The organism is Psychroserpens sp. AS72 (genome assembly GCF_038900375.1).
Lineage (GTDB): Bacteria > Bacteroidota > Bacteroidia > Flavobacteriales > Flavobacteriaceae > Psychroserpens.
The window spans coordinates 38377-56513 of sequence record NZ_JBBMRC010000009.1 but is presented as its reverse complement, the minus strand read 5'-3'; the positions used below and the strand labels follow the sequence as shown (position 1 = coordinate 56513).

Below are 18137 nucleotides of genomic sequence, written 5' to 3'. Positions count from 1 at the left end.
AAATAATTTTGTCGTAGATATTAAATTGATAACAAAAATAAAGATTGCGATGTCCAACTGTTGTTAATACGTTGTTAAATGTTGATTTTACTCACATTGAACAAGAAAATAGAACTAAAAAATAAGCCAGTTTAGTTTCATACAATCGTTAGAATTTTTTACTTTTGCAACCTGAAACTTTGAGCATCTAAATATCTTCGGAAATTTTAAAAAGCAAAAAGTTGTAACTTAAACAAATACAGTATGTTATCAGTATCAAATCTTTCGGTACAATTCGGAAAAAGAATCCTTTTTGATGAAGTAAATACCTCATTTAATAATGGAAATATTTACGGAATCATTGGTGCCAATGGTGCAGGGAAATCTACATTTCTAAATATCATTGCAGGAAAGCAAGATCCTACTTCTGGACATGTGCATTTAGAACCAGGTAAACGTATGTCGGTTTTAGAGCAAAATCATAATTTATATGATGAGCACACGGTTTTAGAAACGATCATAATGGGTAACAAACCCTTGTTTAAGTTAAAGTCTGAAATTGATGCACTTTATGCAGATTACACAGATGAAAATGCTGAAAAAATAGGAGAACTTCAAGTGCAATTTGAAGAAATGAATGGTTGGAACGCAGATAGTGATGCTGCTGCAATGCTTTCAAATCTTGGTATCAAAGAAGAACACCATTACACCTTAATGAAAGATTTAGATGGTAAGCAAAAAGTACGAGTGTTATTAGCACAAGCGCTTTTTGGTAATCCTGATCTCTTAATTATGGATGAGCCTACCAATGATTTAGATTATGAAACTATTTCATGGTTAGAAAATTTCTTAGCCAATTATGATAACTGTGTAATTGTTGTATCTCACGATAGACACTTCCTAGATGCGGTATGTACGCATATTTCAGATATAGATTTTAATAAAATTACTCATTTCTCTGGTAACTATACATTTTGGTATGAGTCTTCTCAATTAGCTGCAAGACAACATGCGCAACAAAACAAAAAAGCAGAAGACAAGAAAAAAGAATTAGAAGAATTTATTAGACGTTTCTCTGCCAATGTTGCAAAATCAAAGCAAGCAACAAGTAGAAAGAAAATGATTGATAAATTAAATATATCAGAGATTAGACGTTCTAGTCGTCGTTATCCTGCTATTATTTTTGAACGTGATCGCGAAGCAGGTGATCAAATTTTAAATATTGAAGGTTTATCAAAATCTTTAGAGGGAGACGTTTTATTTAGTAATATAGATATCAATCTAAATAAAGGAGAAAAAGTAGTTTTCTTTTCTAAAGATTCTAGAGCAACTACAGCTTTCTATCAAATTATCAATGGGAATGAAAAACAAGATGCTGGTAAGTTTTCTTGGGGAGTTACAACAACTCAGTCGTATTTACCACTAGATAATAGTGAGTATTTTGAAAATGACCTCACGCTTGTAGATTGGTTGCGTCAATGGGCAACAACCGAAGAAGAGCGTGAAGAAGTTCATATTCGTGGATTTTTAGGTAAGATGATTTTTAGTGGAGAAGAAGCTTTAAAAACATCTAATGTACTCTCTGGAGGAGAAAAAGTACGTTGTATGTTAAGTCGTATGATGATGGTAAGAGCAAATGTTTTAATGCTTGATGAACCAACAAATCACTTAGATTTAGAAAGTATAACAGCTTTTAATAATTCACTTAAAAATTTCAAAGGGACAGTCTTATTTACAACACATGATCATGAATTTGCACAAACAGTTGCAAATAGAGTTATTGAGTTAACACCAAGTGGAGTTATAGATCGTTACATGACTTTTGATGAGTACATGAGTGATAAGAAGATAAAAGAAATGCGAGAAAAAATGTATGCTGTAACAGTGTAGATTTCAATAGATAAATGTAGAAAATTCCTTTAAGTCTCTGTGATAGTCACAGTTCACTTAAAGGAATTTTTTTATTCAATTTTTTCTTCGGAAATTTTAAAACTTCAAGTAAGTTCTAAGATCCAAGTTCTTCTTTAATACTTGAGATGATTCGTTCTGCTTGAGATAATTCTTCATCATTAACATATAATTCTTGATAGCCTTGTATTGAGGCTCCAAAACCTGCAAGTCTTCCAGATTCAGATTCGTCTTTAATGATGGCATTAATTCCAGCGCTTATAAGTCTGTCTAAAGCTAATTGAACGATAATAAAACTTCCTGAGAATATTTTGGTGTATGAGGTGTCTGACATAATTAAAAGATTTTAGGTTAATAAACTATAAGTCGTATACTGATTATTAAGTTACAAAAAATATACCATATTTAATAGTTTACTTATTAGTTTAAAAGATAATTATTCTTATATAATGTCCTTACTAATAATACGTCTTTATTTTTTTAAGAAAAATGAACAACAATTCTTAATGTTGGGTTATTTGTTTGTTAAACCGAGTATATCAAATTGCTACTACATGGCTAATAGTGTATTTATGGGATAACGATAATTTATTAGTTATTGATATATAGTTTTTATCAATTTAATAATAAAATTTAATAATCTAAATCTATTACGTTTTAAAATCAAAATACCCTAAATTTATAGAATTGAAAATACAATAACCGATAGAAAATTAATATTATGGAAAACAATCCGCATTCTAGTGCTCCTCAAGGTAAAAATTTTGATATTAACGAAAGCTCTGCAAAATGTCCTTTTTTAAGTGGAACAGTTAAACATACTTCTGGTAGTGGTGTGAAAAATCGAGATTGGTGGCCAAACGAATTAAAACTAAATATTTTACGTCAAAATGCAGCAAAATCTAATCCAATGGGAGATGATTTTGATTATGCTAAAGCATTTAAGAGTTTAGATTATGATGCTTTAAAGAAAGAGTTAACCGATTTTATGACAGATTCACAAGATTGGTGGCCAGCAGATTATGGACATTATGGAGGTTTGATGATAAGAATGGCTTGGCATAGTGCAGGAACTTATAGAGTTGGTGATGGTCGTGGTGGTGCAGGCACAGGAAACCAGCGTTTTGCACCTATTAATAGTTGGCCTGACAATGGAAATTTAGATAAAGCAAGGTTATTGTTATGGCCAATTAAACAAAAATATGGTAATAAAATTTCATGGGCAGATTTAATGATTCTTGCAGGAAACTGTGCTTTAGAATCTATGGGCTTTCCAACATTTGGATTTGCAGGTGGACGAGCAGATGTTTGGGAACCAGAACAAGATATATATTGGGGAAGTGAAACTGAATGGGGAGAAAACAAAGATAGATACGAAAATGGAGATTTAGAAGATCCTTTAGCAGCAGTGATGATGGGTTGGATTTATGTAAATCCTGAAGGTCCAAACGGAAATCCAGATCCAATGGGTTCTGCACATGATGTGAGAGAAACGTTTGGTAGAATGGCTATGGATGATGAAGAAACAGTTGCTTTAGTTGCAGGTGGTCACACCTTTGGAAAAGCGCATGGAGCAGCAGATCCAGCACAATATGTTGGTAAAGAACCGCATGGAGCATCAATTGAAGAAATGAGTACTGGTTGGAAAAATAGCTACGGAACAGGAGTTCTAGATGATACCATTACGAGTGGAATTGAAGGTGCATGGACACCAAACCCTACACGTTGGGATGCAGATTATTTTGATGTGTTATTAAATTACGAATGGGAATTAACAAAAAGTCCAGCAGGAGCACACCAATGGAAGCCTACTGCAGCTTCACATGCAAAACAAGCTCCTAAAGCTGGTGATCCTAATGGTAGACAAGATTTAATGATGACCACTGCAGATATCGCTTTAAAAGTAGATCCTAAGTATTTAGAGATTTCTAAGCGTTTTCATGCAGATCATAAAGCGTTTGAAGATGCTTTTGCTCGTGCTTGGTACAAATTAACACATCGTGATTTAGGTCCAACATCACGTTATTTAGGACCTGAAGTTCCTAAAGAAGAATTATTATGGCAAGATCCAATTCCTACAGTAAATTATACATTAAGTGATGCAGATATTGCAAACTTAAAAGTGATGATTATTGATACAGGTTTGACAGTATCTCAATTAGTAACTACAGCTTGGGCTTCAGCATCTACTTTTAGAGGTTCAGACAATAGAGGTGGAGCAAATGGTTCTCGTATTAGATTAGAGCCACAACGTAGTTGGGAAGTCAACAATCCAACTGAATTAAATAAGGTATTAACCGTCTTAGAGGATGTTCAAAATAAGTTTAGTGGAGACGTTTCTATGGCAGATTTAATTGTATTAGCCGGAAATGTTGGTGTTGAAAAAGGATTAAAAAATGCAGGTCATAATCTTACTGTAGACTTTACACAAGGTAGAGGAGATGCCACACAAGAGCAAACAGATATCGAACAGTTTGGTTATTTGGAACCTTTAGCAGATGGTTTTAGAAACTATATTAAAGTAAATCTTAAAATAGCTGCTGAAGATTTATTAGTAGATAAAGCCAACTTACTAACTTTATCTGTGCCAGAATTAACTGTTTTAGTTGGTGGATTGCGTGTATTAGGTGCTAATTATGATGGTTCAGATTATGGTGTATTTACAGAAAACGTAGGTAGCTTAACTAATGATTTCTTTAAAAACGTATTAGATTTTACTTACACTTGGAAAGCAACTTCAGAAGATGATAGATTTTTTGTAGGTCGTAACCGAAACACTGGAGAAGTTAAGTTTAAAGGTACTCGTGCAGATTTAATTTTTGGATCTAATACAGAACTAAGAGCTATTGCTGAAGTTTATGGAGCAAATGACGGACAAGAAAAATTCGTCAATGATTTTGTGAAAGCTTGGACTAAAGTGATGAATTTAGATCGTTTCGATTTAAAATAATCTTGATTTATAGAAAATAAGAAGGAGTGAGTTGTTTTAACTCATTCCTTTTTTAATTTAAAAACTGATGAAAAACATAGAACTATTCTTTGAAGCCATTCGTATTAAAGACCATAACAAGCTTCAAACGCTTATTAGTGCAAATCCAGAATTAGTAAATACGAAAGATTCTCGTGGTTTCACACCCTTAATTTTTGCAACCTATTTTGATAATGAAACTGCGACCAAAATTTTAATAGAACACCAAGCAGATATTGATGCTAAAGACCATACTGGTAATACAGCATTAATTGGTGTTTGTTTTAAAGGCAACCCAATTTTAGCAACTCTATTGATTGAGAATGGAGCTAACATTAACGCTCAAAATAATTTGGGAACTACACCTTTGATTTTTTCTACAATGTATAATCAAGAGAAAAGTGTGAGGCTACTGTTAGAAAAAGGTGCCGATAAAACGATTAAAGATAATGAGGGGAAAACAGCTTTATATTATGCTTCGGAAAAAGGCTTTGATACAATTATTGATCTTTTGAAGTAAATTTTTTTAAAAGGCTAATCTCGATTGTAATCTATTTATACATTATAAATGCAAAAAGCTCCACCCTTTTATATTTCTGAAGAAAACAATAAGAGCAGAGCTTATATAATTTAAAGGATTATTTTGAAATGTATTAGCAATTATTCCATACTATAGAAATATTGCTCACTCGCAATTTTACCATCTTTGACTTCGTAAACGCAAACTTCTTCCATTTTTTGTCTACCACGTTCTTTAAATGTGCAGTCAAATTCCATTTTTGCAGTAAAGAAGTTTCCTGCAACTACAGGTTCACTAATAGAACTCGCATGAAAATCTTCAACGCTCTCTAACCAGTTTTTACTTTTGTTCCAAACGTTTTGTCTTCCTACAACATCATCACCCATTCCTGGCATTTCTTTGCTGACTACGTTTTCGGCATATAATTCATTAATACAGTCTAAGTTTTTGCCTTCTCTGCATAGTTGAGCCCATTTTTGAGCAACGTCTTTAGTATCCATTTTAATTGATTTTATGTTTATCCCTTAAAATTAATAAAATAAAAGCCAAAGTTACTATTGTAGATTATAATTTCAGCTAACGGCTTCTTTGTAAACCTTTAAGCAACGTTCTCGAGCTTCTTTATGGTCAACCATTTGTTCCACATAATTGTCTGTATCGAACTCAGGAACATATTTTTTAATATATTTTCTATCCTTATCAAACTTTTCTATTTGAGTCGTAGGATTAAAAATTCTAAAATAAGGTGAGGCATCAACACCAGAACCAGCAACCCATTGCCAATTGCCAACATTGCTAGACATGTCGTAATCATGCAATTTTTCAGCAAAGTAAGCTTCTCCCCAACGCCAATCAATAAGTAAATGTTTGCAGAGAAAACTTCCAACAAGCATACGAACACGATTGTGCATAAATCCAGTTTTATTGAGCTGTCGCATTCCTGCATCTACAAGTGGGTAACCTGTTTGACCATCACACCATAATTTAAATTCTTCTTCGTTGTTTCGCCATTCTATTCTGTCGTATTTGGGTTTGAATGAATCTTTAGCAGTATGAGGAAAATGCCATAGAATCTGCATAAAAAATTCTCTCCATATCAATTCTTGCCAAAAGATTTCATTCTCTTCTGCAATTGCTTTTTTGACCATTTTGCGAACACTAGCGGTTCCAAATCTTAAATGTGGTCCCAATCTAGAGGTAGAATCTTTTGCTGGAAAATTTCTCGTTTTTTCGTAATCTTGAATTAGAGTAGGAGTAACTGTATAATCTTTAATCTCCTGATGTGACTTTTTAAAGCCAATGTCGGCTAAACTCAAATTGGGTAAACGTGAATTCTTAACCAGATTATCTAGATAATCGTTGGTGTAATAGATTTTAAAATCATGATCCTTAAAAGTTGCTTTCCAAAGCTTCATGTAAGGCGTATAAACTTTGTATGGTGTGCCATCACTTTTAACTATATCGTCTTTTTCAAAAATAACTTGATCTTTAAAGGTTTTGAATTCAATGCCTTGTTTTTTAAGAAACTCTTTTATCTCTTCATCGCGTTCTTTTGCATAAGGCTCATAATCATGATTGGTATATACTTCCTTAATATCATATTCATTAACCAATTGCTTATAAATCTCAAGAGGTTTTCCATGATACATGGCAATGCTACTATCGTGTTCGTCTTGAAGCGTAGAACGCATCTTTTGAAGTGTATTGTAGATGAAAGTGACTCTTGTATCATCTTCTGGTAATTTTTCTAATATTTCAGAATCAAAAATAAAAATGGGTAAAACATGTTGATCGCTTTTTAATGCTTCGTAAAATCCAACGTTATCATCTAAACGCAAATCGCGTCTAAACCAGAAAATATTTAGTGGCTGCTTCATAATTAAAAGTAATATTTACCAAAAAGTTCTTCCAATTTTACTGTGCGATAATTGAAAATTTCTTCCAATTTAGGTTTTACAAGTATTGGATGAACGAGTTGTCCTAATATACCGAAGGGAACTTTATAATCTATAATATCTTCCATCTCAACACCTCCATCAATCTCCTTAATAAAATGCTTGTGGTGCCATAGTGCATAAGGTCCAAAACGTTGTTCATCTACAAAATAGTGTTTGTCTACACTATGCGTTATTTCTGTAACCCATTTTGTTTTTATACCTAAAACAGGTGTAACAATGTATTGAATTATTTGTCCAGCAAACATTGGTCTATCTGCTCCTGATAGAATATTGAATCCCATATAATCAGGTGTAATGGTTTTTAAATTGTTTGGGTTAGATAAAAAATCCCAAGCTGTATCCATTGAAATTGGCAAATTCTGTTTTTTGTGGAGTCTGTAAATCTTCATGTGCTGAAATTAATTATGTATTAAAATGTAAAGATTAAGAGATGTGGCAATACACAGCCAAATAAAATAGGGAAGGATGAGTAACGATTTTGCTTTTAAGTCTTTAAAGTAAGTGATGAGAAATGCGAAAATTAGTATGGTTAGGAGTATAATATTTACTAGTGCAACAACTATTAATTTTTGATTGAAAAATAAAAAATTCCAATTGACATTTAAAATAAATTGAATGACGAATAGTGTAATCACTTTTCGAGTTGGTCTTTTTAGATATAAAAAGGTCATGTAAATAGAAAAGCAGATCATTATACTCGTCCAAGTCGCTCCAAAAACCCAATCATCTGGTGTCCATGGTGCTTGGTTGAGTTGTACATACCAATCGCTTTTGGGACCATCAGCCATTAATAAAATTCCAAAACCTAAGGCTGCAAAGTTTATGATTAAGAACAGTATGAAATGCTTAATAAACTTCATGTTTACTTATTTAGAAGTTGTTCAATTTGCTCTTGTATATTTTGAGCTTCAGCATATTTTTTATCACTTTCGCTTCTGTTTGTAGTAGAAAGTTTATGCCACTCTTTCATAAGCTTCTCGTATTGTTTTTGAAGCTTATCAATCTCACTTGACTTTTTAAAGATATTGAACATAGTTTTTTATTTAAGGTGTTTTGTTATTTTAGAACTCGTAGGTGATGTGATAGAATAGTAATAATCAATTAACTCTCCTTTTGGGCTAACAAGGTATTTTTGGAAATTCCATTTTACTTTAGAATTTGAAACAGCATTCTTGTTTTTTTGTGTGAGCCATTCATATAATGGATGTTTATTGGAACCTTTAACATCAACTTTTTCTGTTATAGGAAATGTAACACCATAGTTCATTTCGCAAAATGATTCAATTTCTTTTGACGTTCCTGGTTCTTGAGCACCAAATTGATTACATGGTACACCAATCACTACTAGCTTGTCTTTATAAGTATCGGAAAGTTCTTGAAGACCTTTATATTGAGGTGTAAACCCACATTTGGAAGCTACATTTACAAATAATATATATCTTCCTTTAAATTCTGAAAGTGATAATGGTTTTCCATTTAGACCATTAATGTCTATATTGTAAATAGATGAGTAGTTTGCTGTTTCCGAAGAATTAGATTTGGAAAATAGTGTTGCCATAAAAATTTTAAATGGTTTCATTTTAGTATTGAATTTTACTGACTTAAATTTTAAAACTTACGATGCCACAATCCATTTCAAAGACTTGACCAGAAATTGAACTTGCTTTTTCAGACAACAGGAATTCTGCCATTCCAGCTACATCTTTAGGTTCTAAAAATTTTTTCATGGGATGACGTTCTGTAATGTTTTCAATCATCTTTTCATTCCGAAGTAATTTAGAAGCTAATTCTGTATTGGTAACTGTTGGAGCAATTGCATTTATTCTTAACGTTGTTGCTAATTCTGCACCTAATGATTTTACTAAACCTTCAACTCCAGATTTTGCTGCTGCGATACTTGCGTGAAAAGGCATTCCTAATTTTGCCGCAACAGTACTAAATAATACAATAGATGGGTCGTTACCGTTTTTAATAATGCTCAAATATTGCTGTATCGCTTTAACAGCTCCAATGACATTGATTTCATAATCTTCTCTAAAATCATCTAAACTAAAACGTTTTATCGGTTTTAAATTGATACTTCCAGGACAATATACTAAACCATCTGCATGTTCAATATTTGGAAGTTCGTCACTTAAAATATCACAAGTATGGTGCGTTAAATTAGCATGAGTTTGTTCTGGTATGGTTCTACTTAAATTTATAACCTTATTGTTTTCTAATAAGGTTTGTACAATAGCATTTCCAATACCTTTACTGCCACCTATAACGATATACGTTTTCATTTACGATAGATTTATTTACAATTAGAGCGTAATAGTATAGCTATACTAGCTTGCTATTACGCTCTAATCTTAAAAATTATTTAGTTGTTAAGCGGTTAATGGTGCACCTTTTAGGCGTTTTTCAACTTTACGCTTTATTGCAGTGATACGTTTCATAGTATCCATGATTTTTTCATCTTTCTTTTCCTTATATACTTTATTCAATTCTAGTATTAAGGCTTTAGCTTCGCGAGAAATTTTTACGCGATCGCTAGTTGAGAGCGATTTCATTTTTCGCTTTTCAAATTCTGAGGCTTTTTTTATTAAGTCCATATCTTCGTTATTAATATAGTTGTGTTATTTCTAAAATTTAATTTCTTGACTTTCAAAAAATCATCGTTTAGAAATAGAGTTATGTGTAATTTGTTTTTGTCTAGAACATTTAAATCGTCCTTCTTGAAATACTCTTAGTTTTTCGTGTTTTGTCTTCCTACCTTGTACACGTTTGCGCCACATTTTAAAACTATTAGGTTTCATTTCTTTGCGCATTAATTGAATAACATCTTGTTCTTTTAGACCAAATTGAAACTTTATAGCTTCAAATGTGGTTCTATCTTCCCATGCCATCTCTATAATTCTATCTGTCGTAATTATGTCTAATTCCATACATTTAAAATTGAAAACTATAACGTTCATCAAATTTCACCTTAGCATTCATTAATTTAGACATAAATGTTTTATTTTCTTTAAACAATTTATTGTTTTTAAAATTAATGAATTTTCCCTGAGCATGAATACTTATACCATTGCTTTTATAAATGACTAAATGGTAAAAAGGAATAATCCAAGTGTAATTTTTAAGACCTTTATTAATATAAATTAAAATTCCACTAGGTCTCATTTCTATATTGGCATAATTAATATCTGAGACCTTGTTTAAATGTTGCTGTAAATTAGGACTCACATTTTCAATAATCATACGCTTTGATCCAATACCACCCATTTTTAATGATTCCATAAATGAGAACGGTTTACCAATCAAATCTGAAATGATAGTTTTATACTCTTTACTGTTATGTGTAGTATCTAGAATCAAAATTACTGTTATAATTAATTCAAAGTTACAAAATGTTTAACATTAAAAGCATATGTTTAAACAAAACATTAACATAGTTTTTATGATTTAAGCTAAATAATAAACTTTTTTAATATGTAATTTGATTTTTAGGTAAGTGATTTTTAAAAATTGCTTCGTTATTTTCTAAGCAAAGATTGCGTATTAACAAAACTATATGGAACAAAGGTGTATTAGTATTCATCTTGATGCTCAATAATATGTTGAGCTTTCTTTTTAATATTTTGAAGATCTTGACTATCCATTTTATCAAGTAAACTATACATCATTCCCATCCTAAAATTTTTACCAAGATGTTCGCGCTTATCATCTAGAAAATTCCAGTACAAACTATTAAACGGACAAGCATCATCTTCAACTTTTTTAGATTTATTGTAATGACAATTTCCGCAGTAATTACTCATTTTATTAATGTAAGACCCTGAAGATACGTAAGGTTTTGTAGCAATTTTTCCACCATCTGCAAATTGACTCATTCCTCTCGTATTTGTGATTTGAACCCATTCAATTGCATCTACATAAATGCCTAAATACCAATCATCAACGTCGTTAGGATGAGTTTGAGTTAATAACGCATAATTACCAGTAATCATTAGACGTTGAATGTGATGCGCATAACCGTTATCTAAAGAATTGTTTATGGCATGTTTTAGACAATTCATTTTTGTGTCACCAGTCCAGAAAAAATCTGGGAGTTTATTATGATTGTCTAGCTCATTTTTTGATTTATATTCTGGCATAAAAGCCCAATACATTCCTCTCATATATTCTCGCCAACCTATCACTTGTCTAACAAAACCTTCAACTTGAGGGATATTGATGTCTTCACCATATTTTCTATAATAATTCATCACTGAGGTAACAATATCTTTTGGGGAAATAAGCTTCAAATTCATGGCAAAAGACAATCTGGAATGAAATAAATACGCGTCATCTGTATGCATCGCATCTTGATAATCTCCAAAATGAATGAGAAGTTCTTCACAAAAATATTTAAGCTGTTCAATAGCTTGAACACGAGAAATAGGGTAGGAGAACGTTTTGGTTTCAAGTCTTCCAATGGTTTTAATACCTGAAATATCAATATCGTGTTTTACTTCGGAAATGTCATTTTTAAACCATTTATATTTTGGGATAGGAATATCTCCTTTCCATTTATTTCTATTGCTTTTATCATAGTTCCATTTGCCACCTTCAGGTTGGCCAGCAACTATTAAGATATCATGTTTTTTTCGCATATCTCTGTAGAAGTTTTCCATGAGATATTGTTTTTTGCCTTTAAAGAATTCTGATAAATCATTTCGTTTTGTGTAGAAATGTTCTGCAGAAATAGTCTCAGACTCAATTTCAATTTGCTTACAGAAATCTCTTAGTTGCTGATCTAATCTGTATTCATCAGGAAAAATATATTCAAAACGTTTTATTTTATAGTCTTTGATTAAAAGTTGGAGATTATCGGTTAAGATTTGCGTATTATTTTTGTCATTTAATTTATAGTAGACGACGTTATGACCTTTAGATTTCAAATCATCAGCAAATTGTCGCATAGCAGCAAAAAAACCAATTACTTTTTGAATATGGTGTTTCACATAATCTGTTTCTTGGCGCATTTCAAAAAGACAATACACAATATCATCATTAGTTTCTTTAAACCATGAATGTTTTATATTGAGTTGATCTCCTAAAATAAGTCTGAGTGTTTTCATTTAAAAAAGTGTTTCTTGTAACCACATTTGTTGAAATTTCCCCTTATTATCATAACGTTCTGCCTGCAAGTCTACATTAAATTTTCTGTCTCTTGGATCATTTCCAACACCTGCAACGTACATCCAATTTCCGTAGTTAGAATGTACATCATAATCAATTAGCATCGACTCAAAATAAGCAGCTCCAATGCGCCAATCTAGTAATAATTCTTTGGCAAAAAATGATGCGACATTCTGTCGACCACGATTACTCATCCTTCCTGTTTTTTTAAGTTCAATCATGTTGGCATTTACAAAATTTGATCTCGTTTCTCCATTTATCCACTTTTGAACTTCACGTTGGTTAGATTTCCAATCGTAATTTTTTTGTGAAATACCACCAATTTTAAAAATGTTGTTTTGGTGTTTTAGAGACACGTATTTGAAATAATCTCTCCAAATCAATTCAAAAATGAGCCAGTAAGTAGATTCGTTTTTTAAATAATTCTCCTCAAATTTTATAACATTCCAATAAATTGTTCTTGCTGAAATACTTCCATTTGCTAACCAAGCCGAAAATTTGGAACTAAAATCTGTTCCAATCAATCCATTTCTAGTTTTCTTATAAACGCCTAATTTTTTTGTATTAAAGAAGTAATCGTTTAGTCGTGTTAATGCTGAATCTTCTCCGCCTTTAAAAGGGAAGGCAGAATTTAGATGGACTTCAAATGATGTAAAACCTAATACTTCAAGACTCGGTATTTGAGTGTCATTGTTTAAACTTTCAATTTTTTCTACGGAATGAATATTCTCGGAAATTTTAACGCATACATGTTTTTCAACTTTTTTTCTAAAGACAGTAAATACATTCGGAATCTCATCAAATCTCATTTTAATATCCTCTGGATGAAATAAAAATTGATCGTAATACTCTTTGAATTTTATATCGTTGGGAAGAGAAGATTTGACATGTTCTAAAACTTGAGTTTCTTCATTTGTCCATTCTTTCAGCCGATAGATGGATTTGATATCATAGTTTTCTACTAATAACGGAATTACAACTTCGGGAGCTTTATTAAAAACAAATAGCTCAATATTTATTGTTTTGAGGTTTACTTTTAAATTTTCAATGGTTTCAATTAAAAATTGAGCTCTGTATTTTTCTGTTTTTTTTAATCCGAATTTTGTGATTTCATAATGTCTTGGATCAAAACAATAACAAGCAATCACAGATTTATGATTTTTAATGGCTTCTGCTAAAACAAAATTATCTTGGACTCTTAAATCATTTCTAAACCATACTAATCCTATGTCGTTTTGTGTCGTCTGCATCTTTCACTACAATATTTAACGTTTTCCCAATTTTTCTCCCATTTTTTTCTCCAGCTAAATGGTAATTTACAAACTGGACAAGTTTTTGTTGGAAGTTGTTGTTTTTTGTGTTTAGACATCAACAAGCTTGTTAATCATACCTCTAAAAATAAACCCATGAAATGGTAAAACACTGTACCAATAGAGTCGTCCCCAGAGTCCACGTGGTCTAAACGTAGCTGTTTGTTTAAGTAGGCCATCTTCAATTTTAAATTCTAACCAAGCCTCACCAGGAAGGCGCATTTCAGCATACAATAAAAGTTTTTGTTGTTCTTTATCAGCAAAGATGACTCGCCAAAAATCTAGAGCATCTCCAACGTCTAAATTGGTTGGACTAGTTCTGCCTCGACGTAATCCTATGCCACCAAAAAGTTTATCAATGTAACCTCTAATTTTCCATAAGTATGTACCATAATACCATCCATTTTTTCCACCAATGCTCCAAATTTTATCAATGGTCTTTTTAGAGTCTGTAACTGGTCGTTCTTTATAATCTGTAAAACAACCATATTTGGGTACGTTGATATATTTATGAAGTTGGTTTTTTAATCGTCCACTACTAACCATAGAGTCTTTCCAGCTGGATACGATACTATTTTGCTCAATTTTCTCAAATGCCAGAGAGACTGCTTCTTTGTAAGACAAAGGGTCAACGTTGAGTAGATTATTAATAGGACTAGGTTTGCCAATAATTTGAATTCCCATACTATCAACCAATGACGTTGCTAGCTTGTATGATGTTGATGTGACAAAATACAACCAGTATGATGATAATTTTGGTGTCATTAAAGGCACTGTAAGGATATATCGTTTTAATCCTCTTACTTCAGCAAACTGCAATAACATTTGTTTGTAGGTTAAAATTTCGGGACCAAAAACATCAAAAGATTTGTTGTATAAATCTTCTTTACCAACACTGCGATGTAAAAAAGATAAGACATCTCTAACGGCTAGTGGCTGCGTTTTTGTATTCAACCATTTGGGAGCAATCATAAATGGTAATTTCTCTACAAGATCTCTTATGATTTCAAAAGAAGAACTCCCAGAACCTACAATTATTCCTGCTTTGAAAATTGTTGTAGCGAATGTATCAGATTTTAATAAATCTTCAACATTTTTTCTAGATTGTAAGTGTTTAGAGAGGTTTTCTTCATTTGTAATTCCGCTGAGATATATGACTTGTTTGACATTGGTTTTTTCAAGTTGATTTTTGAAATTAACAGCACAGCGTTCTTCAAGTGACTCAAAATCTTTTGAAGAATTAGACATGGAGTGAATTAAATAAAATGCAACATCAATATCATTTGGAATGTCATGAAGTGTTTCTGGTTTTAAAAAATCAGCTTCAACAACATCAATGGTATCATCTTCTGCGTAACTTTTATCAGCACGTAATTTATCTCGTACTGCACAAACAACTTGGTGGTCACTGTTTGCTAATAACGGAATTAACCGTTTACCGATATATCCTGTTGCACCTGTTACGAGAATCTTCATTTGTGATTTTATTTAGGTCGTTGATATTTTAATCTAGTATTTGATTTTGGTACAGCATAACCATCTAAACCATTAATTGCTGCGACATTAGCTTTTGATAGATTTATAAACCCATCGTTTTCAAGTAGCTCATTATCTATATATAAACCTACGATTTTTCCAATGACTAATATCGTATCGTTTGCTTTAATATGATACTCTTCAACAAATTCCATTGCCAATTGAAGAGGTGCAGTTTTTACAAAAGGAGCTTTGAATTCTTTTTTATATTCTGAAATGAGCTGTGTTTTATCAAATTCTGAAATGTGAGCATCATATTTGGCAGATGTGTGATGTGCATCTTCTAAAATAGATTCATGAATGTGATTAATGGTATAAAATCCAGTACTTTTTATATTGTCATAAGTATTTCGAGTCATAGAAGTTGGCCTGCAGAAAAAACCTAGCATTGCAGGATTTGATCCTATATGAGTTACAGAACTAAATACTGCAACATTTTCAATACCACTTGCAGATTTGGTGCCTAATAAATTAGCTGACTTATATCCAGAACAACTGTTTATTAAGTTGATTCTGTATAAATGATCAAATGTGTCCAATTCTTCATTATCAATATAAGTCATTATAATGTTTTGAAATTATTGATTTTAATACCTTTAGCTTTCAAATCAAACATTAAATTATATAGTCCGAAAAATGTACGGTTGATGTAAATAAAGTGCTTTGATCCTCGATTTGCATTCATTTTACGCAATTCTGTGTTTTTTGAATAACGTTCTCCAAGTTCTGCTATTTTTCCGAAGAAATCTCCATTAGAAAAATCAAATGTTTCTGCATGTAAAGGTTGCGTGAATAGACTTAGCATTTCATGAAACATCTCTGTAAAGAATGCAACTTCCTTAGCATTGTCATCTTCTCTTAATATTTCGAGTTGGTACAATTTCTCTACAAATTTCTCACGGTTATTGATGTTTTCTTTTTCAGCTAATTCAAAATATGGTACATAAAATTCATTAGGTATGGTTTTCATACAACCAAAATCTAAGGCAATTAATTTGGCTTCGTCAGATACTAAAAAGTTTCCAGGATGCGGATCTGCATGAACTTTTCTCAAGTTGTGAATCTGGAACATATAGAAATCCCAAAGTGCTTGTCCTAATTGATTTGAATAGTCTTGGTTTGTATTATAAGATGTGAATTCTGAAAGGTGTTCACCTTCCATATAATCCATGGTAATGATACGTTCTGAGGATAATTCTTCGTAATACTCAGGAATTAATAAATTAGGAATATGAGCACATTTGCGTGCAATTTCTTTGCTTTGCTCAACTTCTAAAATGTAATTCGTTTCTTCAATGAGTTTGCCTTCAACTTCTTTGAAATATTTATCAGAATCTTTTCCTTTAATATTAAACATACTCATTGCAATAGGTTTAACCATTGCAAGGTCTGATGAGATACTCTCTGCAACTCCAGGATATTGGATTTTCACAGCAAGTTTCTTCCCGTTTTTTTCTGCAATATGGACTTGTCCAATACTTGCAGCATTTACAGAAGTTGCATTGAAAGTATCAAAAATTTCGTTTGGCGATTTTCCGAAGTATTTTTTAAATGTTTTTAAAACCAAAGGTGGAGATAGAGGAGGAACAGAGAATTGTGCCAATGAGAATTTCTCTACATAAGCTTGTGGCAAGATGCTTTTCTCCATACTCAACATCTGTGCGACTTTAAGTGCACTTCCTTTGAGTTGTTTTAGTCCGTCGTAAATATCTTCTGCGTTATTCTGATTTAAACGTTCTTTGGCTTCAATTTCGGTTTTTGTTAATTTGTCTCCATAATATTTGAGATAATTAACGCCAACTTTTGCACCTGTAGATACAAGTTTGGTTGCGCGTTGAATTTTGGATGTAGGTATTTTATCTATAGTTTTCATAATGGAGCGTTTAGTTCATTTGAATTTTTTCTTTGAAAATAAATTTTCCAAAGTCTATTAGTTGTCTTACTGGAGCAACATCTAAAAGGTCAAAACTAGTATTGACAGATTTCTCGATGAAAATATCTGTCTTTTCAAAACTAGGTGAAGTATCATCCATCCAAAACTTCATGGTTAATAAAAGTTGCAACCAAGCAGTTTCTTTAAGTCCTCTTTGTTGAATTCTATCAATCTGTTCTTGTTTGATATCTATAAGGTCGATTTCTAAATGTTCTATATAACTCGTAAAAACATGTTTTAAAACTTTGAGTAAACTCAAAGTTTTAAGACTGTTTTTATGGTGCTCTAAGGCGTATTTCACATAACTACGATTTGCTGTTAAGTTTTCGAAAAAAGTAAAATAAAAACTTAATAGTTTGTTGCGAGGATCAAAAGTTTGGTAATCTTCACTTTTATTTAGTACTGTAATAGTGTTATTAAAAAACTCTGTAAATACAAATTTTTCAACAGAATCTAATGATCCAAAATGCTCATAAAACTTTTGCTCTTCAAAATTATTTGCTTTTGCAAATGCATAAACTGTTTTTGGTTGCTCATTATGCTCTAATACATAATCCATGTAAAATGATATGATATCTATACTTGTAATGTTTTTCTTTTTTGCCATAACTTTTAAATTGTTTAACAAAAATACAAAATGTTTAATCTTTTTTATTAATAGTTAAACAAAATTAACAAGACATTATATATTCAGAAACATTTACAATAATTCTAATACATAAGTGAGCAAATTTTATGTGCAATAAACCTGTGCTTACTACTAATTAGTATTCATAGAAAATTCTATATATAGGTTTGCTTTATTACGTGCAAATGAATTTATGAAGTTCTTTAATTTAAGTTTTCCTTAACAAACTTA

The 18137-nt window shown here is 31.6% G+C and carries 21 protein-coding genes; 3 read left to right on the top strand and 18 right to left on the bottom strand.

Going from position 1 to position 18137, the window contains the following annotated elements; all coding sequences use genetic code 11:
• The first annotated feature begins 243 nt into the window (after positions 1-243).
• Positions 244-1869, top strand: a complete 1626-nt coding sequence (locus WNY78_RS14820) for an ABC-F family ATP-binding cassette domain-containing protein (RefSeq protein ID WP_342873997.1) — start codon at positions 244-246, stop codon at positions 1867-1869.
• Between the two features lie 115 nt (positions 1870-1984).
• On the opposite strand, the gene WNY78_RS14815 is transcribed toward WNY78_RS14820, so the two are convergent.
• Positions 1985-2221, bottom strand: coding sequence for a DUF2007 domain-containing protein (locus WNY78_RS14815; RefSeq protein ID WP_342873996.1), 237 nt, complete (start codon positions 2219-2221; stop codon positions 1985-1987).
• 387 nt (positions 2222-2608) lie between these two features.
• Between WNY78_RS14815 and katG the strand changes: the two genes are divergently transcribed.
• Positions 2609-4837, top strand: a complete 2229-nt coding sequence (gene katG / locus WNY78_RS14810; protein ID WP_342873995.1) for a catalase/peroxidase HPI — start codon at positions 2609-2611, stop codon at positions 4835-4837.
• Positions 4838-4904: 67 nt separating this feature from the next.
• A complete protein-coding gene (locus tag WNY78_RS14805) occupies positions 4905-5375 on the top strand; it encodes an ankyrin repeat domain-containing protein (RefSeq protein ID WP_342873994.1) in 471 nt (156 codons plus the stop codon).
• Between the two features lie 140 nt (positions 5376-5515).
• On the opposite strand, the gene WNY78_RS14800 is transcribed toward WNY78_RS14805, so the two are convergent.
• From WNY78_RS14800 to WNY78_RS14720, 17 genes are all read right to left on the bottom strand, one after another.
• Positions 5516-5875, bottom strand: a complete 360-nt coding sequence (locus WNY78_RS14800) for a SnoaL-like domain-containing protein (protein ID WP_342873993.1) — start codon at positions 5873-5875, stop codon at positions 5516-5518.
• 72 nt (positions 5876-5947) lie between these two features.
• The gene (locus WNY78_RS14795; RefSeq protein WP_342873992.1) at positions 5948-7252 is read right to left on the bottom strand and encodes a deoxyribodipyrimidine photo-lyase; all 1305 of its coding nucleotides are present in this window, start codon (positions 7250-7252) and stop codon (positions 5948-5950) included.
• Between the two features lie 2 nt (positions 7253-7254).
• Positions 7255-7722: an SRPBCC family protein gene (locus WNY78_RS14790; protein WP_342873991.1), complete on the bottom strand. Its 468-nt coding sequence runs from the start codon at positions 7720-7722 to the stop codon at positions 7255-7257.
• 9 nt (positions 7723-7731) lie between these two features.
• Positions 7732-8193: a TspO/MBR family protein gene (locus tag WNY78_RS14785; RefSeq protein WP_342873990.1), complete on the bottom strand. Its 462-nt coding sequence runs from the start codon at positions 8191-8193 to the stop codon at positions 7732-7734.
• Positions 8194-8195: 2 nt separating this feature from the next.
• The gene (locus WNY78_RS14780; protein WP_342873989.1) at positions 8196-8366 is read right to left on the bottom strand and encodes a Lacal_2735 family protein; all 171 of its coding nucleotides are present in this window, start codon (positions 8364-8366) and stop codon (positions 8196-8198) included.
• Between the two features lie 6 nt (positions 8367-8372).
• Positions 8373-8891, bottom strand: a complete 519-nt coding sequence (locus WNY78_RS14775) for a glutathione peroxidase (protein WP_342873988.1) — start codon at positions 8889-8891, stop codon at positions 8373-8375.
• Between the two features lie 43 nt (positions 8892-8934).
• On the bottom strand, positions 8935-9618 hold the full coding sequence (locus tag WNY78_RS14770; RefSeq protein WP_342873987.1) for an SDR family oxidoreductase: 684 nt from the start codon (positions 9616-9618) through the stop codon (positions 8935-8937).
• A gap of 87 nt (positions 9619-9705) precedes the next feature.
• Complete coding sequence (locus WNY78_RS14765; protein ID WP_342873986.1) at positions 9706-9930, bottom strand: hypothetical protein; 225 nt, start codon at positions 9928-9930, stop codon at positions 9706-9708.
• Positions 9931-9990: 60 nt separating this feature from the next.
• Positions 9991-10263 carry a TIGR03643 family protein gene (locus WNY78_RS14760; protein ID WP_342873985.1) on the bottom strand — a complete coding sequence of 91 codons (273 nt, stop codon included), beginning with the start codon at positions 10261-10263 and terminating at the stop codon, positions 9991-9993.
• 4 nt (positions 10264-10267) lie between these two features.
• Positions 10268-10615, bottom strand: a complete 348-nt coding sequence (locus WNY78_RS14755; protein WP_342873984.1) for a hypothetical protein — start codon at positions 10613-10615, stop codon at positions 10268-10270.
• 290 nt (positions 10616-10905) lie between these two features.
• Positions 10906-12438 (bottom strand): cryptochrome/photolyase family protein, encoded by a 1533-nt coding sequence (locus WNY78_RS14750; RefSeq protein ID WP_342873983.1) that lies wholly within the window; start codon positions 12436-12438, stop codon positions 10906-10908.
• Positions 12439-13749 carry a DASH family cryptochrome gene (locus WNY78_RS14745; RefSeq protein WP_342873982.1) on the bottom strand — a complete coding sequence of 437 codons (1311 nt, stop codon included), beginning with the start codon at positions 13747-13749 and terminating at the stop codon, positions 12439-12441.
• A complete protein-coding gene (locus tag WNY78_RS14740; RefSeq protein ID WP_342873981.1) occupies positions 13725-13868 on the bottom strand; it encodes a DUF2256 domain-containing protein in 144 nt (47 codons plus the stop codon). Before WNY78_RS14740 ends, WNY78_RS14745 begins: the two co-directional genes overlap by 25 nt.
• The gene (locus WNY78_RS14735) at positions 13861-15285 is read right to left on the bottom strand and encodes an SDR family oxidoreductase (RefSeq protein ID WP_342873980.1); all 1425 of its coding nucleotides are present in this window, start codon (positions 15283-15285) and stop codon (positions 13861-13863) included. Before WNY78_RS14735 ends, WNY78_RS14740 begins: the two co-directional genes overlap by 8 nt.
• A gap of 8 nt (positions 15286-15293) precedes the next feature.
• Positions 15294-15908 (bottom strand): flavin reductase, encoded by a 615-nt coding sequence (locus WNY78_RS14730; RefSeq protein WP_342873979.1) that lies wholly within the window; start codon positions 15906-15908, stop codon positions 15294-15296.
• The gene (locus WNY78_RS14725; RefSeq protein ID WP_342873978.1) at positions 15908-17218 is read right to left on the bottom strand and encodes an AarF/UbiB family protein; all 1311 of its coding nucleotides are present in this window, start codon (positions 17216-17218) and stop codon (positions 15908-15910) included. The genes WNY78_RS14730 and WNY78_RS14725 overlap by 1 nt, the downstream gene beginning before the upstream one ends.
• A 10-nt stretch (positions 17219-17228) precedes the next feature.
• The gene (locus WNY78_RS14720) at positions 17229-17885 is read right to left on the bottom strand and encodes a TetR family transcriptional regulator C-terminal domain-containing protein (RefSeq protein WP_342873977.1); all 657 of its coding nucleotides are present in this window, start codon (positions 17883-17885) and stop codon (positions 17229-17231) included.
• Positions 17886-18137: the final 252 nt, after the last annotated feature.